The following is a 20,288-nucleotide window of genomic DNA, read 5'->3' on the forward strand; positions in this document are numbered from 1 at the left end:
CCCGATGAGCGACGAGCAACGCCTGATCGACCGCCTGCGCGGCCTTGCCCGGCATCCGGGCGCGCGGGGGCTGGCCGACGATGCGGCGGTGCTGCCCGCGCCGGTCGGCCGCGACCTAGTGCTCACCCACGACATGCTGGTCGAGGGCGTCCATTATCTCCCCGGCGATCCGGCGGGCGACGTCGCGTGGAAGCTGCTCGCGGTCAACCTGTCCGATCTCGCCGCCAAGGGGGCAGAGCCGCTCGGCGTGCTGATGGGCTTCGGGCTGACCGACGCGGCGGACTGGGACGCGGCGTTCGTCGACGGGCTCGGCCGCGCGCTCGACCATTTCGGTGTGCCGCTGCTCGGCGGCGACACGGTCGCCCAGCCGGCCGGCGCGGCGCGGGTGCTGGGCCTGACCGCGATCGGCCAGGCGCCCGCCGGCGGCGTGCCCGACCGGCGCGGCGCGAAGGCGGGCGACCTGCTGGTGCTGACCGGGCCGGTCGGCGACGCCGGGCTCGGCCTCCGCATCGCGCGGGGCGAGGTCGAGGGGCCGCGCCGGCTGCTCAAGGCCTATCGCCTGCCGATGCCGCGCCTCGCCGAGGGCCGGGCGCTCGCCCCGCTCGCCGATGCGATGGCCGACGTCTCGGACGGGCTGCTGATCGATGCCGCACGGATCGCCGCCGCCTCGGGCCTCGCCGTCGCGATCGACCTCGACGCGGTGCCGCTGTCGGACGAGGCGCGCGTCTTTGGGGAGGATCGCGCCGCGCGGCTCGCCGCGGCGACGGCGGGCGACGATTACCAGCTCATCGCTGCGGTGCCGCCCCACGCGGCCGCCGCTGCAGCGCGCCACGCCACCGTCATCGGACGGTTCGAAGCCGGTTCGGGCCTCCATCTCCATGATCGCGACGGGCCGGTGCCGCTGCCGGGAACGCTCGGCTATGAACATCGGCGGTAATCCGCCAAGTCCAGCACCCTGTTCGGGAAGTATTGCTGCCCCTTTCTCAGGTTCCGGCCTGCCGGAAATTCGAACCCTTGCGGCGGGCGATTAACACAGACATACAAGGCCGCCACGTGTCGGGGGACAAAAAAGGGCGGAAAAGCTCGATCCCCGCGCTTACAGAGCGAAGGGAGTCAGGATGCTCATCATACAGGTCGCGATCGGCTGTGGGCTGCTCGCCATATTATACGGGCTGTTTACCAGCCGCCAGGTACTGGCCGCATCGGCCGGCAATGAAAAGATGCAGGACATCGCCGCGGCGATTCAGGAAGGCGCCCAAGCTTATCTGGGCCGCCAGTATCGCACCATTGCGATCGTCGGCGTCATCGTCGCCGCGCTGGTGCTCTATTTCCTGGGCAAGACCTCGGCGGTCGGCTTCGTGATCGGCGCGCTGCTGTCGGGCGTCGCGGGCTATGTCGGCATGAACATCTCGGTTCGCGCCAATGTCCGCACCGCCGAAGCCGCGCGCGCCAGCCTGCAGAGCGGCCTGACCGTCGCCTTCCGCGCGGGCGCGGTGACCGGCGTGCTCGTCGCCGGCCTCGCGCTGCTCGCGATCGCGGTGTTCTACTGGTATCTGACCGGCCCGGGCGGCCATGCGCCCAATGAGCGGATCGTCATCGACGCGCTCGTCGCGCTCGCCTTCGGCGCCTCGCTGATCTCGATCTTCGCGCGTCTCGGCGGCGGCATCTTCACCAAGGCCGCCGACGTCGGCGCCGACCTGGTCGGCAAGGTCGAGGCCGGCATTCCCGAGGACGATCCCCGCAACCCCGCCACCATCGCGGACAATGTCGGCGACAATGTCGGCGACTGCGCCGGCATGGCGGCCGACCTGTTCGAGACCTATGTCGTCACCGTCGGCGCCACCATGGTGCTGACCGCGCTGCTCGTCGCGGGCGACGCGGCGTGGATCGGCAAGCTGATGGCGCTGCCGCTGCTGATCGGCGGCGTCTGCATCGTCACCTCGATCATCGGCACCTACATGGTCCGCCTGGGCTCCAGCCAGTCGATCATGGGCGCGCTGTACAAGGGCTTCTGGACCACCGCGATCCTGTCGATCCCGGCGATCTACTTCGCCACGCAGCAGGTGCTCGGCGATCTTTCCGCGCCGATCACGGTCGGCGCCGCCAGCTTCCCGGCGATGCACCTCTTCTATTCGGCGCTCGTCGGCCTGGCCGTCACCGGCCTGCTGGTCTGGATCACCGAATATTATACCGGCACCGGCTATCGCCCGGTCCGCTCGATCGCCAAGTCGTCCGAGACCGGCCATGGCACCAACGTCATCCAGGGCCTCGCGATCAGCCTCGAATCGACCGCGCTGCCGACGATCGTGATCTGCGTCGGCATCGTCGTCGCCTATCAGCTCGCCGGCCTGATCGGCATCGCCTTCGCGGCGACCGCGATGCTGGCGCTCGCCGGCATGGTGGTGGCGCTCGACGCCTATGGCCCGGTCACCGACAATGCCGGCGGCATCGCCGAAATGGCGGGCCTCGACGACAGCGTCCGCGTCAAGACCGACGCGCTCGACGCGGTCGGCAATACCACCAAGGCGGTGACCAAGGGCTATGCGATCGGCTCGGCCGGCCTCGCCGCGCTGGTGCTGTTCGGCGCCTACACCACCGATCTGGGCATCTACTTCCCCGATCTCCACGTCGATTTCTCGCTGAGCAACCCCTATGTCATCGTCGGGCTGCTGCTCGGCGCGCTGCTGCCCTATATCTTCGGCGCCTTCGGGATGACCGCGGTGGGCCGCGCGGCGGGTGCGGTGGTCGAGGAGGTGCGCGCGCAGTTCCGCGACAATCCGGGGATCATGGAAGGCACCAGCCGTCCCAACTATGCCCGCACCGTCGACCTGGTCACCAAGGCGGCGATCAAGGAGATGATCGTCCCCTCGCTGCTGCCGGTGCTGGCGCCGATCGTCGTCTATTTCGTCATCGCGCAGGTCGCGGGCCGGGCCAACGGCTTCGCCGCGCTCGGCGCGCTGCTGCTCGGCGTGATCGTGTCGGGCCTGTTCGTCGCCATCTCGATGACTTCGGGCGGCGGCGCCTGGGACAATGCCAAGAAATATATCGAGGACGGCAACCATGGCGGCAAGGGATCGGAGGCGCACAAGGCGGCCGTGACCGGCGACACCGTCGGCGATCCCTACAAGGACACCGCCGGCCCCGCCGTGAACCCGATGATCAAGATCACCAACATCGTCGCGCTGCTGCTGCTGGCCGCGCTGGCCCACGCCGCGATGTAGGACGTTCATCCAGAAGCGACTGGGCCCGTCCGGAGCGATCCGGGTGGGCCCTTTTTTCTTTCGCCGATGGCGCTATCCTGGAGCGGTCAGAAAAGGAAAGGCCGGTGCGGTTGGCCCGGCCCCCGCCGCTCGCGGGTCCTGGCCGTCGCCGGAGCAGCGTTCCGGCCGCGAGCCCCATGGCCTTGCACGCCGGCGCATCCCGCGCCGGCCGACGAAAGGTTGTGGACATGATGCAGCAGGTTTCGGTGATCACCCTCGGCACGACCGACCTCGCCCGGTCGCGGCGATTCTACGGCGACGGCTTCGGCTGGACGCCGGTGTTCGAGAATGAGGAGATCATCTTCTACCAGATGAACGGGCTGGTGCTCGGCACCTTCCTCAAGGCCGCGCTGGAGCAGGACATGAACCGCGCCGGCCTCGAGCAGCGCGGCGCCTTCGCGCTGGCGCACAACGTCGCCGCGCGCGCGATGGTCGCGCCGCTGATGGAGCGGCTGGTCGCGGCCGGCGGCGCGCTGCTGCGTCCGGCCGATGCGCCGTCGCATGGCGGCTTTCGCGGCTATGTCGCCGATCCGGACGAGCATGCCTGGGAAATTGCCTGGAACCCCGGCTTCACGATCGACGACGAGGGACGGGTGAGGTTCGGCCTATGACCGGCAACGCGATGGCGGGCCGCTGGCGGCCGATGCGCGCGGACGACCTGGCGGCGGTGGCGGCGATCTCCGACGCCGTCCATGGCATGGCCTATACCGAGCGCCCCGCCATCTATGCCGAGCGGCTCGCGCTCTATCCTGCCGGGTGCCATGTGTTCGCGCGCGACGACGGCGGCGCGGTCGAGGGCTATCTGATCAGCCATCCCTGGCGGCGCGACGATCCGCCGACGCTCGACCGGCCGCTCGGCGCGATTCCGGCCGATGCCGACGGCTATTATCTCCACGATCTCGCGCTGCTGCCGTCGACCCGCGGCGCCGGGGCGGGCCGCGCCGCGCTGGCGCTGGTCCTGCGCCAGGCCATGGCGGCGGGCTTCGACGACATCACCCTGACGGCGGTCGGCGGCGCCGACGGCTTCTGGGCGGCGCAGGGCTTCGTCTATGCCGATCGCGACGGGGCCTCGCCCTATGGTCCCGGCACCCATCTCATGCGGCGGACGGCGGCGATGTGGTAATGCGCGGCGGCGGCCGGTAGACCGGGGCGATGCAGCTCGTCTTCCTCCACGGCCCGGTCGCCGCCGGCAAGCTCACCATCGCCCGGCTGGTCGCCGAGCGGACCGGCATCGCGCTGTTCCACAACCATCTGGTGGTCGATGCGGTGGCGGCGGTCTTCCCGTTCGGCTCGCCCGAATTCGTCCGGCTGCGCGAGCATTTCTGGATCGAGACGATCGCCGCGGCGGCGCGCGAGGGCCGCTCGCTGATCTTCACCTTCGCGCCCGAACCCAGCGTCGCCGCCGACTTCCCCGAACGGCTGTCGGCGATCGTCGCCGCGGCGGGCGGACGGGTGCTCCAGGTCGCGCTGACCCTGTCCGACGCGGAGCAGGAGCGGCGTCTCGTCGCCGCGGACCGGGCCGCCTTCGGCAAGCTCCGCTCGGTCGAGCTGCTGCGCGGCTTGCGCCCCGGCCTCGCCGCCTGCCTCGCGGCGATGCCGGCGCCCGACCTGCGGATCGACAGCGGCGCGACCCCGGCCGGCGAGGCCGCCGACCGGATCGTCGCGGCGATGCGGGCCTGATCCTCTTCGCGGAGCGTCAGGCCGCCTTGCGCGCCGGGGCGCCCGCCGCCGCGTCGAGGACCAGCCGTTCGAGCGTCTTGAGCCGGGCGGCGCTGGTGATCTTGTCGCCGGTCAGGTCGGCCACGTAGAAGACGTCGACCGCGCGCTCGCCATAGGTGGCGATATGCGCCGAATGGATCATCACCTTCGCCTGGAACAGCGCGTGCGCCAGCGCGTAGAGCAGCGCCGGCCGGTCGCGGGCGTTGACCTCGATCACCGTGTAGCGGTTCGACGCGCGGTTATCGATCAGCGCGGCGGGCTCGATCGAGAAGGCGTCGGCGCGAGGGCGGGCGAGCGGCTTGGCGAGCAGCTTGTCGGCCATCCGGCTGCGGTTGGCGAGCGCGTCCTCGATCGCGACGCTCAGCCGCCGCATCCGGTCGTCGCCCTCGAACGGCTGGCCGAACGGGTCCTGCACCAGCAGGTTGTCGATCGCCATGCCGTCGCGCGTGGTGTGGATGCGCGCGTCGATCACGCTGGCGCCGGCCAGGTGGATCGCCCCGGCGATGCGATAGAACAGGCCGGGATGGTCGCCCGCATAGATGCTGACCAGCGTCGCGCCGCGATCGGGATCGGGCGAGGCGGAGATCGACAGCGGCTTGCCGTCGGCGTCGGCCGCCTCGATCAGCTGGGCGTTGCGTTCGAGGATGGCGACGCTCTCTGCGACCCAATAGGCTTCGGGCAGGCGGGCGGCGTAGCGGGCGAAGCGATCCTCGTCCCAGCCGAGCCGGTCGCGGAGCTGGGCCTGCTTGGCGCCGATCCGCTCGCGCCGGCCGGTCTGCTTGTGGCCGAGCCGCAGCACCTCCTCCGCCGCCTCGTAGATGTCGCCGAGCAGCTGGCGCTTCCAGCCGTTCCACACGGCGGGGCCGACCGCGCGGATGTCGACGATCGTCAGGCACAGCAGCAGGCGGAGCCGCTCGGGGCTCTGCACCCGCTCGGCGAAGTCGAGGATCGTCTTGAAGTCGGACAGGTCGCGCTTGAACGCGGTGTCCGACATGACGAGGTGGTAGCGGACCAGCCAGGCGACCGTCTCGGTCTCGGCCGGGCTCAGGCCGAAGCGCGGGCACAGCCGCTCGGCCACCTCGGCGCCCAGCACGCTATGGTCGCCGCCGCGCCCCTTGGCGATGTCGTGGAGCAGCACTGCGACATAGAGGACGCGCCGCTGCACCAGCCCGGGCAGGATCTTCGAGGCGAGCGGATGGTCCTCGCGCAGCTCGCCCTTCTCGATCTGGCTGAGCAGGCCGATCGCCCGGATCGAATGCTCGTCGACTGTATAGTGATGGTACATGTCGAACTGCATCTGCGCGACGACCCGGCCGAAATCGGGAACGAAGCGGCCGAACACCCCCGCCTCGTTCATCCAGCGCAGCACCTTGTCGGGGGTGTTGTGCGATGTCAGCACGTCCATGAACAAGGCGTTGGCGCGCGGATCGCGGCGCACGCCATTGTCGATCAGCTTCGCGTCGCGCCCGGCCGCGCGCATCGCCAGCGGATGGATCTCCAGCCCGTGGCGGTCGGCGATCGCGAACATCTGGACCAGCCGCACCGGGTCCTGCGCGAAGAAATCGTCCGACGGGATGGCGAGCCGGCCGCGATCGAGCACGAAGCCGTCGAGCTTCGACGGCCGGCGGCGCAGGCTGGGCAGGCCGAAGCGGCGGCCGCGCGCGGCGAAGGTCTCGTCGATATGCGCCAGGAAGATCGCGGTCAGGTCGCCGACCCGCTTCGCCATCAGGAAATAATGCTGCATGAAGCGCTCGACCGCCGACTTGCCGGGCCGCTCGGCATAGCGCATCCGCCGGGCGATCTCGGGCTGGACGTCGAAGGTCAGCCGGTCCTCGGGCCGGCCTGCGACGATGTGCAGGTGGCAGCGCACCGCCCACAGGAAATTCTCGGCCTTCTGGAACTGGCGCAGCTCGGCCCGGGTCAGCAGCCCCTTGTCGACCAGTTCGGGCACCGACAGCACCTGGTAGACATATTTGCCGATCCAGAACAGCGTGTGCAGGTCGCGCAGGCCGCCCTTGCCCTCCTTCAGGTTGGGCTCGACGACATAGCGGCTGTCGCCCATCCGCTTGTGGCGCTCGTTGCGCTCGGCCAGCTTCTCGGTGACGAAGGTGCGCGCGGTGCCGGTCAGCACGTCGCGGCGGAACAGCGCGCTCGCCTCGTCGTACAGCGCCGCGTCGCCCCACACGAAGCGGCCCTCGAGCAGGGCGGTGCGGATGGTGAGGTCGCCCTTCGCCATGCGGATCATGTCGTCGAGCGAGCGGCTCGAATGGCCGACCTTCAGCCCCAGGTCCCACATCGAATAGAGCATCGATTCGATGACCTGCTCGGACCAGCTCGTCTGCTTCCACGGGGTGAGGAAGGCGATGTCGACGTCCGAATGGAGCGCCATCTCGCCGCGTCCATAGCCGCCGACCGCGACCAGGCTCAGCCGCTCGGCGGCGGACGGATTGTTGATCGGGTAGAGCCGCTCGACCGTGAAGTCGAAGATCAGCCGCAATATCTGGTCGGTCAGGAAGGCATAGGCCGCCGCCGTCTCGGACCCGCGGGTCGGCTGCTCGGCGAGGCGGCGGGCGATCTCGCAGCGGCCCGCGTCGAGCACCGCCTTGAGGGTCGCGGTCGCGCCCGCGCGCAGTGCCGCGGTGTCGCTGCTGCCGGGCAGCAGCTCGGCCAGCGTATCGGCGACCTCGCGCCGGTCGATGATCGCGCGCCGCTGCGGCAGCAGGTCGAACTTGGTGGCCATATCCGCCACATAAGGCGTGACGGGCCGGGGTGGAAGCGTCCCCGCGTGGAGAAGCGCGCTTACCAGCGCCGCTTGGGCGGCTGCACCTGCGGCCCGCCCGCCCCATAGGGGCTCCATGGGCGGCTGATCCGGCCCTCGCCCGCCTTGAAGAAGAACTGGCTGCACACCAGCCAGCCCTTGAGCGGGCGCAGCGGCAGCACGCAGGTGGCGATCAGCATCGGCCCGGTGACGAGGAGCTGGGTCAGCAGCGAGGCGCTGGTCCAGATCTCCAGCATCAGCGCGAAGGTGACGGCGGGGACGCAGCCGAAGCAGATCACGAAGAAGGCGGGGCCGTCGGCGGGATCGGCGAAGTCGTAGCTGAGCCCGCACTGGTCGCAGCCGTCGGCGAGCTTGAGGAAACCCTGGAACAGCCGCCCCTCGCCGCAGCGCGGGCAGCGGCCGCGCAGGCCGGTGCGGATCGGCTCCAGCTTCGGCCATTCCTTTTCGGCGGCTTGATCGACCATGTCGAACTCCTGCGAATGTCTTGTCTGCGAGATAGAAGTTTGTATGGCTGATACAACCATACATAATGCCCGGCCCCCTCCATGCAAAGCTGGCTCGACCATCTCGCCGACCGTAGCGGTCCCAAATATCTCGCCATCGCCGACGCGATCGACCATGCGGTGCGGACCGGCGCGCTGCGCCCCGGCGAGCGGTTGCCGCCGCAGCGCGAACTGGCGGCCGAACTGGGCGTCGACCTGACCACCGTGACCCGCGCCTATGGCCTCGCCCGCGACGCCGGGCTGATCGAGGGCGCGGGGCGGCTCGGCTCCTATGTCCGCAACGCCGCCGGGCTGCCGCTCGCCGACCTGACCGCCGATTCGGGGATGATCATGCCGCCCCAGCCGGGCTTCGCGCTGCTCGGCCAGGCGATGCGCGACGGCATGGCGAAGCTGCTCCGCGCCGGGGGGCAGTCGCCGCTGCTCCAGTACCAGCCGAGCGGCGGCGCGCTGCGCGACCGGCAGGAGGCGGCGCAGGCGCTCGCCGCGCGCGGCATGGCGACCGCCGAGGACCAGGCGATCGTCACCGCGGGCGGGCAGAACGCGCTCCACGCGATCATCGGCACGATGTTCGCGCCTGGCGATGTGATCTGCGCCGGTCGATCGACCTATCCGGGGTTGCTCGCGCTCGCCCGCCGCTTCGGCCTGACGGTGCGCGCGATCCCCGGCGACGGCGAGGGGCTCGATCCCGACGCGGTCCAGGCGGCGGCGCTGGCGGGCGCCAAGGCGGTCTATGTCGTGCCGACCAACGACAATCCGACCACGGCGACGCTCGACCTCGAACGGCGACTGTGGCTGGCGGCGATCATCCGCCGCCACGGCCTGACCCTGGTCGAGGACGACGCCTATGGCCAGCTTCCCGCCCGGCCGCTGCCGCCGCTCGCCGCCTTCGCGCCGGAACGGAGCTGGCATGTCGCGAGCGTCGCCAAGATCGTCTCGCCGGTGCTCCGCGTCGCGCATGTCCGTGCGCCTTCGGCGGCGGCGGCGCGGCGGCTGGTCGGCGACATCAGCGAGACCTCGGTGATGGCGCCGCCGCTCAACGCCGCGCTCGTCACCCATTGGCTGCGCGAAGGGGTGTTCGCCGATCTCGTCGCGCGGGTCCGCGCCGAGGGGGTGGTGCGCCAGCGGCTGGTCGCCCCGCTGCTCGCCGGGCTCGACCATGCCGCCCATCCCGAGGGCTATCATATCTGGCTGCGGCTGGCCGAGACCGCCCCCGCGCCCGCCGAGCTGGCGTCGCGGCTGAGCCCGCTCGGCCTGTCGATCGTCCCCGGCGAGCGCTTCGCGGTCGATCCGGCGGCGGCCGAGCGCGCGGTGCGCATCTCGATCGGCGGGGCGATCGGCCATGAACGCCTGGCGCGGGCATTCGAGGGATTGCGCGCGCTGGTCGGCGCGGCGCCGGCCCGCTAGGAGCGGACCATGACCTCCCCCTTCCCCCCGCTCCGGTTCGACCGCGACGATCTCGCGGCCTTCATCGACCGCTCCTTCCCGGCCAGGGCCCGTCCCGCACTGGGTGATCTCGTGTCGATCGCGCCCGGCCATGCCCGGCTGCGGCTCGATCCCGACGAGGACATGGTCCGGCCGGGCAATATCGTTTCTGGCCCGACATTGATGGGACTGGTCGATGTCGCCGCCTGGGCGGTGGTGCTCGCCCATGTCGGGCCGGTCGCGATGGCGGTGACGCACAACCTGACCATCTCCTTCCTGCGCGGCTGTCCGGTGGCGGAGGTGATCGCCGATGCGCGGCTGCTCAAGCTCGGCCGGCGGCTGGCCACGATCGACGTGCGGCTGTGGCAGGACAGCGAGGAGCGGCTGATCGCGCAGGCGACCGTGGGCTATACGCTGCCGTGAGCGTGGCGATGCGCCATCCGTTGTCGCCGCTCGACGACCCCGCGCTCGAACTGGAAATCGCGACCACCACCAATTTCGATGCGGACCGCTACCTGCTCGCCAATCCCGACATAGCCGCCTGGGTGCGGCAGGGCGGCGATCCCCGCTTTCACCTCGAAGCGCATGGAATGGGTGAAGGCCGCCGCCAGCTCTCGGCCGGCTTCCACGCGACGCTGCGGGATCGCCGCCGCGCCAAATATGCGCGCTTCGCCACGATCTTCGATGCCGCGCGTGGCGCAGGTGGCGGTTTCTCCTTTCTGGATGGGGAGGATGCCTTCCCGATCGGCTATGGCGGGCCCGCGCACAGCCTGTCCGATTATGACGGGGAATCGGCGCATGGCGGCTTGAGCGATTATGACGCGGAGATCGCCGCGCATCCCGACCGGCTCTATCTCGACATCGGCTGCGGGTTGCGCCCCGACATGTTCGGCAACTGCCTCTATGTCGAAGTCTATCCGTCGCGCTCGGCCGATCTGGTGATGGCGCCCTCCTGCACCTATCCGATCGCCGATGCTTCGGTCGACGGCATCGGCTGCTTCGCGGTGCTCGAACATGTCACCGAACCCTGGATCGCCGCAGCCGAATTCCGGCGCATGCTCAAGCCCGGCGGGTTGCTGTTCGTCGACTGGCCTTTCCTTCAGCCGGTCCACGGCTACCCGTCCCATTATTACAACGCGACCCGCGAAGGCGTGCGCCGCATGTTCGACGAGGGGTTCGAGATCCTCGATCTCGATACGCGGCCCAATCAGACACCCGAGCGCACGCTGCGCTGGATGCTGCGCGGCTGGGTCGACGGGCTCACCGACGACGCGGTACGTGACGAGCTGCGCGGCAGGACGGTCGACGAGCTGCTGGCGCTGGAGCCGCGATCGCCCTTCTGGAAGCGGGTCAACGCCGCGACGCCACCCGCCGTCCGGGAAACCTATGCCGCCGGGAACACGCTGGTCGCCCGGCGGCGGTGATCCTCGGTCTTATTGCAGGGTCGGTCCCCGGCCGCCGTCGCGGTCGAGGTTCGACAGCGCCCGGTCGATGCTGTCGAGCGCCGTCCGGCGGTCGGCCTCGTGCATGCCCCGCGCGCCGGCGACCGACGCACGGGCGCTGACCAGCGCGGCGCGGACCTCGCCGCTGCGGATCGGCGCCGTCGCCTCGAACGCGGCGCGCCGGGCCTCGGCCGCGTCGGCCAGCGCTTCGCGGCGGGCCTCGGCGGCTTCGCGCCGCGCTTCCTCGGCCTCGGCCAGCGCCTCGCGACGGGCCTCGCGCGCCTCGGCGCGCGCCTCCTCGGCGGCGGCGCGGATCTCGGCGCGGTCGGCCTCGCTCAGCCGGCCGTGGCGGATGACGACGCTCTCGCCGGGCGGGACCGGGGGCACCGGCGGAATCGCCGCCATCGCCGGGGCCGGCGGCACGGGCGGAACCGGCGGGACGGCCGGCGGCGGCGGAACCTCGGGCGCTCCCGGAACCGGGGCGGTATAGGGCGCGGTCGGCGCCGCCGCGATCGCCGCGACGGTGCCGCCGACGAGAAGCGCGCCGAGCGTCGCTCCCAGCATGAATCCTTTCTTCCCCGATATCCGCTGGTCCATCTCTTCCTCCTTATGACGTGGGCGGGAGGTTCGGCGGAGGCGGCGCGAGGCTCAATCGGCTTTCGACGGAGCGGCGACTCCGTTTGACGAACGGTCGGCGGGCGGCCTTCCGGCGTCAGCCCCGCAGCCGTTTCCAGAGCGAGGCCAGGGAGCAGGGCCGGCGCGAAGACTCCTTCACCGCGATCGCGACGGCGTGATGGGTGTGGCCGAGCTTCGCCAGGGTCTCGTCGAGCAGCAGCAACGACTGCATCAGCGCGGCATCCTCCCCGTCGTCGAAATTGGCGAGGAGGCCGTCCAGCGCGAGGCTGTAGACGATCCCGCCGGTCAGAATGATCCCGGCGTTGGGGAAGACCTCTTCGATCGCGCCGAGGATGTTCGCGCTGTCGGCGGCTTCGGACGGATCCGCCTGGATCATCATCTCGCGATCCGGCCGCCGGGCCGTGCGATCGAGCGATTGCGAGGGATCGCCGGGTGTCCGCATCAGGCGATCGGGAAGAAGGCTCCTGATCCTGGTCGCGATTTCCAATTCCTCATCGGTCCACTGGAAACGGGCCGGGCCGACGAAATCTTCCATGGCGAAGCAGCCGCCGGGCTTCAGGTTGCGATAGCTCCAGGAAACCGCTTCGTGCGCGTCGAACATGTGGTGCAGCGAGCTGTTCCAATGGACCAGGTCGTATCTTTCGGCCAAGGGAGTCTCGAAGGCGTTGGCGCAATGGAAACGGATGCGTTCGAACACGCCGTTCCGGCGGGCCAGCCGCTTGCTGGCGCGCAGACGCTCTTCGCTGATCTCGAACAAGTCGAAGGCCTGGACGACGCCGTCGACGAGCAACGCGATCTCCTTCGCCGCGACCCCGCTTCCGACCGAAACGGCGCGTCGGAATCCGCCTTGCGGCATCCTGTCCTTGAGTAGCTGCTGGAACCCTGCAGCCTGCCCATCGAGCGCCTGTCCGCAGACGAGCCGGTTGATATGGCGGACGATCTCCGGGTGTTGCCACCAATGGGTCCGAGGTGCGGCCGGCTTGACGTTCGACCAGAATTCGGCCGCTTTGGCCAGCTTCTCATCCGTCATGGCCGTGCCTTACCCGTTCCGTCGTCCCGTCGAATCGATGAGGGCATGATGGCTATTCCGCCGCTTCCCGCGCCAGCGTCTTGAGCCGGTAGAGGATGTCGAGCGCCTCGCGCGGGGAAAGCGAGTCGACGTCGATCGTCTCGATCTCGTGGCGCAGCGGATCGGGCGCGGCCTCCTCGACCTGCGCGGCGGCGGCGAACAGCGGCAGGTCGTCGAGCCCGGCGGCGAGCCCGCCGGTCGCGGCGCGTCCGGCCTCGAGCTTCTTGAGCACGTCGCGGGCGCGGGCCAGCACCGGCGGCGACAACCCCGCCAGCTTGGCGACGGCGATGCCGTAGCTGCGGTCGGCCGGGCCGTCGGCCAGCTCGTGCAGCAGCACCAGTTCGCCCTTCCACTCGCGCGCGCGGACATGGTGGAGCGATAGCGCGTCGAGCCGCTCGGCCAGCCGGGTCAGCTCGTGATAATGGGTCGCGAACAGGCAGCGGCAGCGGTTGATGTCGTGCACCGCCTCGACCACCGCCCAGGCGATGGCGAGGCCGTCATAGGTCGAGGTGCCGCGCCCGACCTCGTCGAGGATGACGAAGCTGCGCTCGGTCGCCTGCGCCAGGATCGCCGCGGTCTCGACCATCTCGACCATGAAGGTCGATCGCCCGCGCGCCAGGTTGTCCGACGCGCCGACCCGGCTGAACAGCCGGTCGACGATGCCGAGCCGCGCGCTCGCCGCCGGCACCGGGCTGCCCGCCTGGGCGAGGATCGCGATCGCCGCGTTCTGGCGCAGGAAGGTCGACTTGCCGCCCATGTTCGGACCGGTGACGAGCCACAGCCGCTCCTGATCCGACAGCCGGCAGTCATTGGCGACGAAGCGCGCGCCCTGCGCTGCCACCGCCGCCTCGACCACCGGATGGCGGCCGCCGATCACGTCGAAGCAGCTGTGCGGCTCGAAATGCGGGCGGGTCCAGCCACCCTCGGCGGCGCGCTCGGCGAGCGCCGCCGCGACGTCGAGCCGGGCGAGCGCGTCGGCGGTCGCGGCGATCTCGGCGGTGCGGCCGAGCGCGGCGGCCATCAGCTCCTCTAGGTGCGCGGCCTCGGCGGCCAGCGCATGCTCGCCCGACTGGCCGACCCGCATCGCCTGCTCGTGCAGGTCGGGCGCGTTGAAGCGCACCACCCCGGCCAGCGTCTGGCGATGGGTGAAGCCCGAATCCGCCGTCATCAGCGGGTCGGCATGCTTGGCCTGCACCTCGATATGATAGCCGAGCACGCCATTATGCTTGATCTTGAGCGACGGGATGCTGGTTTCGGCGCGGTAGCGCGCCTCCAATGCGGCGATCGCCTTGCGCCCCTCGCCGCCCTGGCCGCGCAGCGCGTCGAGCGCCGGGTCGTAGCCCTCGGCGATATAGCCGCCTTGCGCCGCGTCGATCGGCGGCGTGGCGACCAGCGCGCGGCGGAGCAGGTCGACGAGCTCGTCATGGCCGACGAGCTGCGGCAGCAGCCCGGCGAGCAGCGCCGGCATCGGCGCGGCGCGGCCGAGCAGTTCGTGGAGCAGCCGCGCCTGGTCGAGCCCGTCGCGGAGCTGGCCGAGGTCGCGCGGGCTGCCGCGCCGGGCGACGAGCCGGCCGAGCGCGCGGCCGACGTCGGGCAGCGCCCGGAGCGCGCCGCGCAGCCGCTCGCGCAGCGCGCCGTCGCCCTCGAACAGCGCGACGAGGTCGAGCCGCGCCTCGATCGCGCCGACGTCGGTCAGCGGGGCCGACAGGTCGGCGCCGAGCAACCGCGCGCCCGCGCCGGTCACGGTGCGGTCGACCGCGTCGAGCAGGCTGCCCTTGCGGACGCCGGCCTGGCTCAGCGTGATCTCCAGGCTCTCGCGGGTCGCCGCGTCGATCATCATGTGATCGGCGACGACGCGGCGGCGGGGCGGCTGCAGGAAGGGCAGGCTGCCCTGGCCGGCGCGCTCCAGATAGGCGATCAGCGCGCCCGCCGCGGCCAGCTCGGCGCGGGTGAAGGCGCCGAAGCCGTCGAGCGTCGCGACGCCGAGCAGCCGCTTGAGCCGCTCCTCGCCGCGCACCGACTCGAAATGCTCGCGCGGCCAGGCGACCGCGTCGGCGGGCGGCTCCTCGAAATCCTCGGGGACGACGATCTCGGCGGCGTCGAGCCGGGCCAGTTCGGCGTCGAGCGCGGAGGGGATCAGCCCGGCGATCTCGAACCGGCCGGTCGAGATGTCGGCGGCGGCGATGCCGATCCGGCGGTCCGAGCCCTGCCCCGCGCCCGCCACCGCGACCAGCCAGTTGGCGGCGCGCGAATCGAGCAGCGCCTCCTCGGTCAGCGTCCCCGCGGTGACGACGCGGACGATCGCGCGGCCGACCAGCGCCTTGGAGCCGGCGCGCTTCTTCGCCTCGGCCGGGCTCTCGGTCTGGTCGGCGATCGCGACGCGGTGGCCGGCCTTGATCAGCCGGGCGAGATAGCCCTCCGCCGAATGGGCGGGGACGCCGCACATCGGGATCGGCTGCCCGTCATGCTCGCCGCGCGCGGTCAGGGCGATGTCGAGGCAGGCGGAGGCCGTCTTCGCATCGTCGAAGAACAGCTCGAAGAAGTCGCCCATCCGATAGAAGAGCAGGCAGTCCTCGGCCGCCGCCTTCAGCGCCAGATATTGCGCCATCATCGGGGTGGGAGCCGAGGCCGGCGGGGCCATATCCTTTTTTGCGGTTTGCGCCATCCGGACGCTGATAGCGACTTGTGGACTCCCGGGCCATGCCCCAAAAGCGAGGCGGGCAAACATCTGACAAGGCGTCGAGGGGGGCCGTTCCATGAGCGACAGCAAGGTGCAATTTTCCGACCGGGAGGCGCTGTTCTTCCATTCGACCGGCCGGCCGGGGAAGATCGAGATCGTCGCGTCGAAGCCGATGGCGACGCAGCGCGACCTGAGCCTTGCCTATTCGCCCGGCGTCGCGGTTCCGGTGAAGGCGATCGCCGCCGATCCCGACACCGCCTACGACTATACCGCCAAGGGCAATCTCGTCGCGGTCATCTCGAACGGCACCGCCATCCTCGGGCTCGGCAATCTCGGCGCGCTCGCGTCGAAGCCGGTGATGGAGGGCAAGGCGGTGCTGTTCAAGCGCTTCGCCGACGTCGACTCGATCGACCTCGAGCTCGCCACCGAGGACCCGGAGGCGTTCATCAACGCGGTGGCGCTGCTCGAACCCTCGTTCGGCGGCATCAACCTCGAGGACATCAAGGCCCCGGAGTGCTTCATCATCGAACAGGCGCTCAAGGAGCGCATGAACATCCCGGTGATGCATGACGACCAGCACGGCACCGCGATCATCGCCGCCGCCGGCCTGATCAACGCCGCGCACCTGACGAAACGCGCGCTCAAGGACATGACCGTCGTCGTCAACGGCGCCGGCGCGGCGGCGATCGCCTGCACCGAGCTGATCAAGTCGGTCGGCGTGTCGCCCGACAAGGTGCTGCTGTGCGATTCCAAGGGCGTCGTCTACCAGGGCCGCACCGAGGGCATGAACCAGTGGAAGTCGGCCCACGCCACCCCCACGACCAAGCGCACCCTGGCCGAGGCGGTCGAGGGCGCCGACGTGTTCCTGGGCCTGTCGGTCAAGGGCGCGCTGACCCCCGACATGGTCAAGACGATGGCGCCGCACCCGATCATCTTCGCGATGGCCAATCCCGATCCGGAGATCCTGCCGCCCGACGCCAAGGCGGTGCGCGCCGACGCGATCGTCGCGACCGGCCGGTCGGACTATCCGAACCAGGTCAACAACGTGCTCGGCTTCCCCTTCATCTTCCGCGGCGCGCTCGACGTGCGCGCGACGGGGATCAACCAGGAGATGAAGATCGCCGCCGCCCAGGCGCTGGCCGAACTGGCGCGCGAACAGGTGCCCGAGGAGGTCGCCGCCGCCTATGGCGGCGCCGCGCCGCGCTTCGGCCGCGACTATATCATCCCGGCGCCGTTCGATCCGCGGCTGATGGAGGTGGTGCCCGCCGCCGTCGCCCAGGCGGCGATGGACACCGGCGTCGCCCGCAAGCCGATCCTCGACATGGCCGCCTACAAGGACAGCCTGAAGGCGCGACTCAACCCGACCACCTCGGTCCTGACCCTCGCGTCCGAGACCGCGCGCGCCCACCCCAAGCGCGTCGTCTTCGCCGAGGCCGAGGAGGAGGTGGTGCTGCGCGCCGCGATCCAGTTCAAGAATCTCGGCTATGGCACGCCGGTGCTGGTCGGCCGCGACGACGTGCCCGACAAGCTGCGCGAGCTGGGGGTCGAGGACCCCGAGACCTATGAGCTGCACAACAGCCGCAACTCGCCGCTGATCGAGCGGATGGTCGACTATCTCTACGACCGGCTCAAGCGCCGCGGCACGCTGCGCCGCGAGGTGCAGGCGATGGTCAACCAGGATCGCAACATCTTCGGCGCGCTGCTGCTCGCGCTGGGCGAGGCCGACGCGATGGTGACCGGCACCACCCGCACCTACAGCCAGACCTTCCGCCCGATCCGCCGCGTGCTCGACCCGGTCGAGGGCAAGAAGCCGCTCGGCATCCACCTGTTCGTCGGCCAGAACAACACCACGTTCATCGCCGACACGACCGTCACCGAGCGCCCCTCGGCGACCGAGCTGGCCGACATCGCCGAGGCGACCGCCGCGGTCGCCCGCCGCATGGGCCATGAGCCGCGCGTCGCCTTCCTCAGCTATTCGACCTTCGGCAACCCGTCGGGCAACTGGCTGGAGACGGTGCGCGGCGCGGTGAGCGAGCTCGACGCGCGCGGCGTCAGCTTCGAATATGAGGGCGAGATGGCGCCCGACGCGGCGCTCAATCCGTCGATCATGAAGCTCTATCCGTTCAACCGGCTGTCGGCGCCGGCCAACGTCCTGGTCATGCCGGGGCTGCAGTCGGCCAACATCTCGGCCAAGCTGCTGCGCGAGCTGGGCCGCGGATCGATGATCGGGCCGATGCTGGTCGGCATGGAGAAGCCGGTCCAGATCGCGACGATGTCCTCGAACGCCGCCGAGATCATGACCCTCGCCCTCCTCGCCGCCGCGGGGATTGCGCATTAAGTAGAACTCTCCCTCCCCTCCAGGGGAGGGATTAAAGGGTGGGGTACGGAGTAGAGGGGCTCGATGCCCCTCTACGGAGTTCCGCGCGACGGGCGAGGATGCTCGCTGCGCTCGCACCCACCCCCTGCCCCCTCCCTTGAAAGGGAGGGGGAGCTATTCCCCCTTCTCCATCGACGCCTTCATCGACAGCACCAGCGCGTCGACGCTCTGCGGCTGGGCGGGGAGGCGGAAATAGGCGGACGGGAAGGCGGCCTTGCTGGCGAGGTTGAGGCGGAAGCGGCCGTCGACGTCGATCGGCGTGCCGAGCGCGAAGATCGTCCGCGTCTCGCCGATCATCTCGGTCGCCATCGATCCGATCAGCGGCGCGGAGGGGACGATCGCGGCGTTCATGAACTGCTCGAGCGCGGCGCCGACCGGCTTGAGGTCGGGATCGCTGCTGATCAGGTAATCGGCGGGCTTGTCGGGCTTGCTGCTGTCCAACCCCTTCACATGATAGACGCGCCCCTCGCGCCCGCCCGCGCTGCCCGGCTCGCCGGGCTCGATCGTCAGCGCGACCTTGGGCCGCGCCTCGGCGGCCTGGTCGAACAGGCCCTTGAAGATCGGCGGCAGCACCCGGTCGATCGCGGTCGCGACGTCCTTGAGCCGGGCCACCGTCGCCTTCTTGCCCTCGATGTCGACGATGTAGAATTCGCCGCCGATCAGCAGGCCGTAATCCTCGCTGCCGACCTCGGCGATGCGGGCGTCGCCATTGTCATGGACGTCGATCTGGAGCTGCTTGGCCTCGCGCACGTCGATATAGACGGCGCGCAGCCCGGCCTGCGCCGCCCCCGCGCCGAACAGCATCGCCGTCCCGATCGCCGCTGCCACTATCCGCCGCATCCGCCACTCCCTGTCTGCCTGCGCCCTGCTTAGAGCCTGATCGGGCGCGGCGGAAGCTATTGCGGAGACGCCGCCTCCCCGCCCTTCAGCGCCAGCGCCGCCGCCTTGCCGGCATTGCTGTCGGGCGCGGCGGTCGCGGCGCGGGTCCAGGCGGCCTTGGCATCGGCCATGTTGCCCGAGGCGGCCGCGATGTTGCCGGCCTCATAGGCGATCGAGGGATCGTCGGGCGACAGCGCCGCCGCCTGGCGGATCGCGCTGAAGGCGAGCGGCAGGTCCTTCATCCGCCGCGCGAGGTTGGCGCTGAGCAGCCAGCCGAGCGCGTCGCGCGGCACCAGCCGGGTCGCCTCGGCCAGGTCGCCCTTGGCGCCGGGCAGGTCGTTGACGGCGACGCCGGCGCGGGCGCGGTCGAGATGGACCTCGCCCTTCATCTCGTCGGATAGGCCGGGCAGCGCCAGCGCGCGATCGAAGGCGGCGCGGGCGCGGGCCGGGTCGTCGCCGGCCAGCGCGGCGTTGCCCGCCTGCATCCACAGCACCACCGCCATCGGGTCCGTCGCGATCTGGGCGTCCTTGGCGGCGCCTTCGAAGGTCGCGGCCGCCGCCGGCCATTGTTCCAGCGTCGACTGGGCGATGCCAAGGCACTGGCGCGCGGCCATGCCGCCGCCGGCCGCGGCCCAGGCCTGCGCCTCGTCGATCGCGGCGGTCGGGTTGCTGTCGGCCAGCGCCGTGCATTTGCGGCCGCGCACGCTGTGCGCTTCCTGGTTCGGCGGGGCGGCGGGGGGCGCCGCGGCGACGGCAGCGGCAATGAGCAGCGACAGCATCAGGGCTCCATCAGGCGGGCCACCGTCGCGATCAGCAGGGCGATGTCGCCCGGCCGCGACAGGCGGTGGTCGCCTTCCTTGATCAGGATCGTCTGCACGTCGCCTGAACGGAGCGCCCTGCCCAGCCGCAGCGCGATCGACACTGGCACCGTGTCGTCGCGCTCGCCATGAAGCAGCCGCACCGGCCCGTCGAAGCCGATCGCGCCGTCGAGCAGCAGGTTCGCCTGCCCGGATTCCCAGAAGCCGAGCGTGGTGACATAGGGCTCGTCCGAATAGTCGTTCGGCTCTGCGATCCGTCCCTCGCGGCGGAGCAGCTCGACGACGTCGGCGGAGAAGCCCCAGTCGGTGAAGTCGGGCGCGGCGGCGATGCCGACGATCGCCTGCACCCGCCCCGGCAGCGCCAGCGCGACGAGCAGCGCCAGCCAGCCGCCCATCGACGATCCGACCAGGATCAGCGGCCCGGCGGGCGCGAAGGCGCCGATCATCGCCAGCACGTCGTCGCGCCAGTCGGCCAGGGTGAAATCCTCGAACGCGCCCTCGCTCGCGCCGCAGCCCGAATAGTCGAGCCGCAGCATCGCCCGCCCCTCGCGCCCCGCCCAGGCGTCGAGCGCGGTCGCCTTCTCGCCCTCCATGTCGGAACGGTAGCCGGGCAGGAAGACGATCGTCGGCCCGCGTCCGGGGCGATAGCGATAGGCGAGCGCGGGCTGGTCGGGCCGGGTGAGATAGGCGGTCATGGGCCCGGG

17 protein-coding genes are annotated in these 20,288 nt (G+C 70.8%); 9 read left to right on the forward strand and 8 right to left on the reverse strand.

What is annotated here, in order from left to right:
- Positions 1 to 4 precede the first annotated feature (4 nt).
- The 5 genes from thiL to HRJ34_RS19415 all read left to right on the forward strand — a co-directional run bounded on the left by thiL (position 5) and on the right by HRJ34_RS19415 (position 4,940).
- Positions 5 to 937, forward strand: a complete 933-nt coding sequence (gene thiL / locus HRJ34_RS19395; RefSeq protein WP_208632148.1) for a thiamine-phosphate kinase — start codon at positions 5 to 7, stop codon at positions 935 to 937.
- Positions 938 to 1,118: 181 nt separating this feature from the next.
- Positions 1,119 to 3,221 carry a sodium-translocating pyrophosphatase gene (locus HRJ34_RS19400; protein ID WP_016747412.1) on the forward strand — a complete coding sequence of 701 codons (2,103 nt, stop codon included), beginning with the start codon at positions 1,119 to 1,121 and terminating at the stop codon, positions 3,219 to 3,221.
- Positions 3,222 to 3,448: 227 nt separating this feature from the next.
- Positions 3,449 to 3,871 carry a VOC family protein gene (locus HRJ34_RS19405; protein ID WP_016747413.1) on the forward strand — a complete coding sequence of 141 codons (423 nt, stop codon included), beginning with the start codon at positions 3,449 to 3,451 and terminating at the stop codon, positions 3,869 to 3,871.
- Complete coding sequence (locus HRJ34_RS19410; protein ID WP_208632149.1) at positions 3,868 to 4,383, forward strand: GNAT family N-acetyltransferase; 516 nt, start codon at positions 3,868 to 3,870, stop codon at positions 4,381 to 4,383. Before HRJ34_RS19405 ends, HRJ34_RS19410 begins: the two co-directional genes overlap by 4 nt.
- Before the next feature lie 29 nt (positions 4,384 to 4,412).
- A complete protein-coding gene (locus HRJ34_RS19415; RefSeq protein WP_012048975.1) occupies positions 4,413 to 4,940 on the forward strand; it encodes a P-loop NTPase family protein in 528 nt (175 codons plus the stop codon).
- A 16-nt stretch (positions 4,941 to 4,956) separates the two neighbouring features.
- On the opposite strand, the gene HRJ34_RS19420 is transcribed toward HRJ34_RS19415, so the two are convergent.
- Entirely contained in the window at positions 4,957 to 7,719 is a 2,763-nt protein-coding gene (locus HRJ34_RS19420; protein ID WP_029994455.1) for a [protein-PII] uridylyltransferase, read from the reverse strand.
- Positions 7,720 to 7,778: 59 nt separating this feature from the next.
- Entirely contained in the window at positions 7,779 to 8,222 is a 444-nt protein-coding gene (locus tag HRJ34_RS19425; protein WP_016747417.1) for a DUF983 domain-containing protein, read from the reverse strand.
- Between the two features lie 81 nt (positions 8,223 to 8,303).
- On the opposite strand from HRJ34_RS19425, the gene HRJ34_RS19430 reads away from it, so the two are divergent.
- Genes HRJ34_RS19430 through HRJ34_RS19440 form a run of 3 tightly spaced genes read left to right on the forward strand, consistent with a single transcriptional unit; the run spans position 8,304 to position 11,107 of the window.
- Complete coding sequence (locus HRJ34_RS19430) at positions 8,304 to 9,665, forward strand: aminotransferase-like domain-containing protein (RefSeq protein WP_012048971.1); 1,362 nt, start codon at positions 8,304 to 8,306, stop codon at positions 9,663 to 9,665.
- A 9-nt stretch (positions 9,666 to 9,674) separates the two neighbouring features.
- Positions 9,675 to 10,106 carry a PaaI family thioesterase gene (locus tag HRJ34_RS19435; protein ID WP_208632150.1) on the forward strand — a complete coding sequence of 144 codons (432 nt, stop codon included), beginning with the start codon at positions 9,675 to 9,677 and terminating at the stop codon, positions 10,104 to 10,106.
- Positions 10,107 to 10,114: 8 nt separating this feature from the next.
- Entirely contained in the window at positions 10,115 to 11,107 is a 993-nt protein-coding gene (locus HRJ34_RS19440) for a methyltransferase domain-containing protein (RefSeq protein WP_208632151.1), read from the forward strand.
- A 9-nt stretch (positions 11,108 to 11,116) separates the two neighbouring features.
- Here HRJ34_RS19440 and HRJ34_RS19445 read toward each other — a convergent pair whose 3' ends face one another.
- The 3 genes from HRJ34_RS19445 to mutS form a co-directional block, all read right to left on the reverse strand.
- On the reverse strand, positions 11,117 to 11,722 hold the full coding sequence (locus tag HRJ34_RS19445; RefSeq protein WP_208632152.1) for a hypothetical protein: 606 nt from the start codon (positions 11,720 to 11,722) through the stop codon (positions 11,117 to 11,119).
- Between the two features lie 115 nt (positions 11,723 to 11,837).
- Complete coding sequence (locus HRJ34_RS19450; RefSeq protein WP_208632153.1) at positions 11,838 to 12,791, reverse strand: class I SAM-dependent methyltransferase; 954 nt, start codon at positions 12,789 to 12,791, stop codon at positions 11,838 to 11,840.
- 52 nt (positions 12,792 to 12,843) lie between these two features.
- On the reverse strand, positions 12,844 to 15,441 hold the full coding sequence (gene mutS / locus HRJ34_RS19455) for a DNA mismatch repair protein MutS (protein ID WP_208632154.1): 2,598 nt from the start codon (positions 15,439 to 15,441) through the stop codon (positions 12,844 to 12,846).
- A 145-nt stretch (positions 15,442 to 15,586) separates the two neighbouring features.
- On the opposite strand from mutS, the gene HRJ34_RS19460 reads away from it, so the two are divergent.
- A complete protein-coding gene (locus HRJ34_RS19460) occupies positions 15,587 to 17,848 on the forward strand; it encodes an NADP-dependent malic enzyme (RefSeq protein WP_016746661.1) in 2,262 nt (753 codons plus the stop codon).
- Positions 17,849 to 18,001: 153 nt separating this feature from the next.
- Here the strand turns inward: HRJ34_RS19460 and HRJ34_RS19465 are convergent, their stop codons facing one another.
- Genes HRJ34_RS19465 through HRJ34_RS19475 form a run of 3 tightly spaced genes read right to left on the reverse strand, consistent with a single transcriptional unit; the run spans position 18,002 to position 20,279 of the window.
- Positions 18,002 to 18,727: a hypothetical protein gene (locus HRJ34_RS19465; RefSeq protein ID WP_012048966.1), complete on the reverse strand. Its 726-nt coding sequence runs from the start codon at positions 18,725 to 18,727 to the stop codon at positions 18,002 to 18,004.
- Positions 18,728 to 18,783: 56 nt separating this feature from the next.
- Positions 18,784 to 19,545, reverse strand: a complete 762-nt coding sequence (locus HRJ34_RS19470) for a hypothetical protein (RefSeq protein WP_208632155.1) — start codon at positions 19,543 to 19,545, stop codon at positions 18,784 to 18,786.
- Entirely contained in the window at positions 19,545 to 20,279 is a 735-nt protein-coding gene (locus HRJ34_RS19475) for an alpha/beta hydrolase (RefSeq protein ID WP_208632156.1), read from the reverse strand. Before HRJ34_RS19475 ends, HRJ34_RS19470 begins: the two co-directional genes overlap by 1 nt.
- Positions 20,280 to 20,288: the final 9 nt, after the last annotated feature.

Source organism: Rhizorhabdus wittichii, assembly GCF_017607425.1.
Lineage (GTDB): Bacteria > Pseudomonadota > Alphaproteobacteria > Sphingomonadales > Sphingomonadaceae > Rhizorhabdus > Rhizorhabdus wittichii.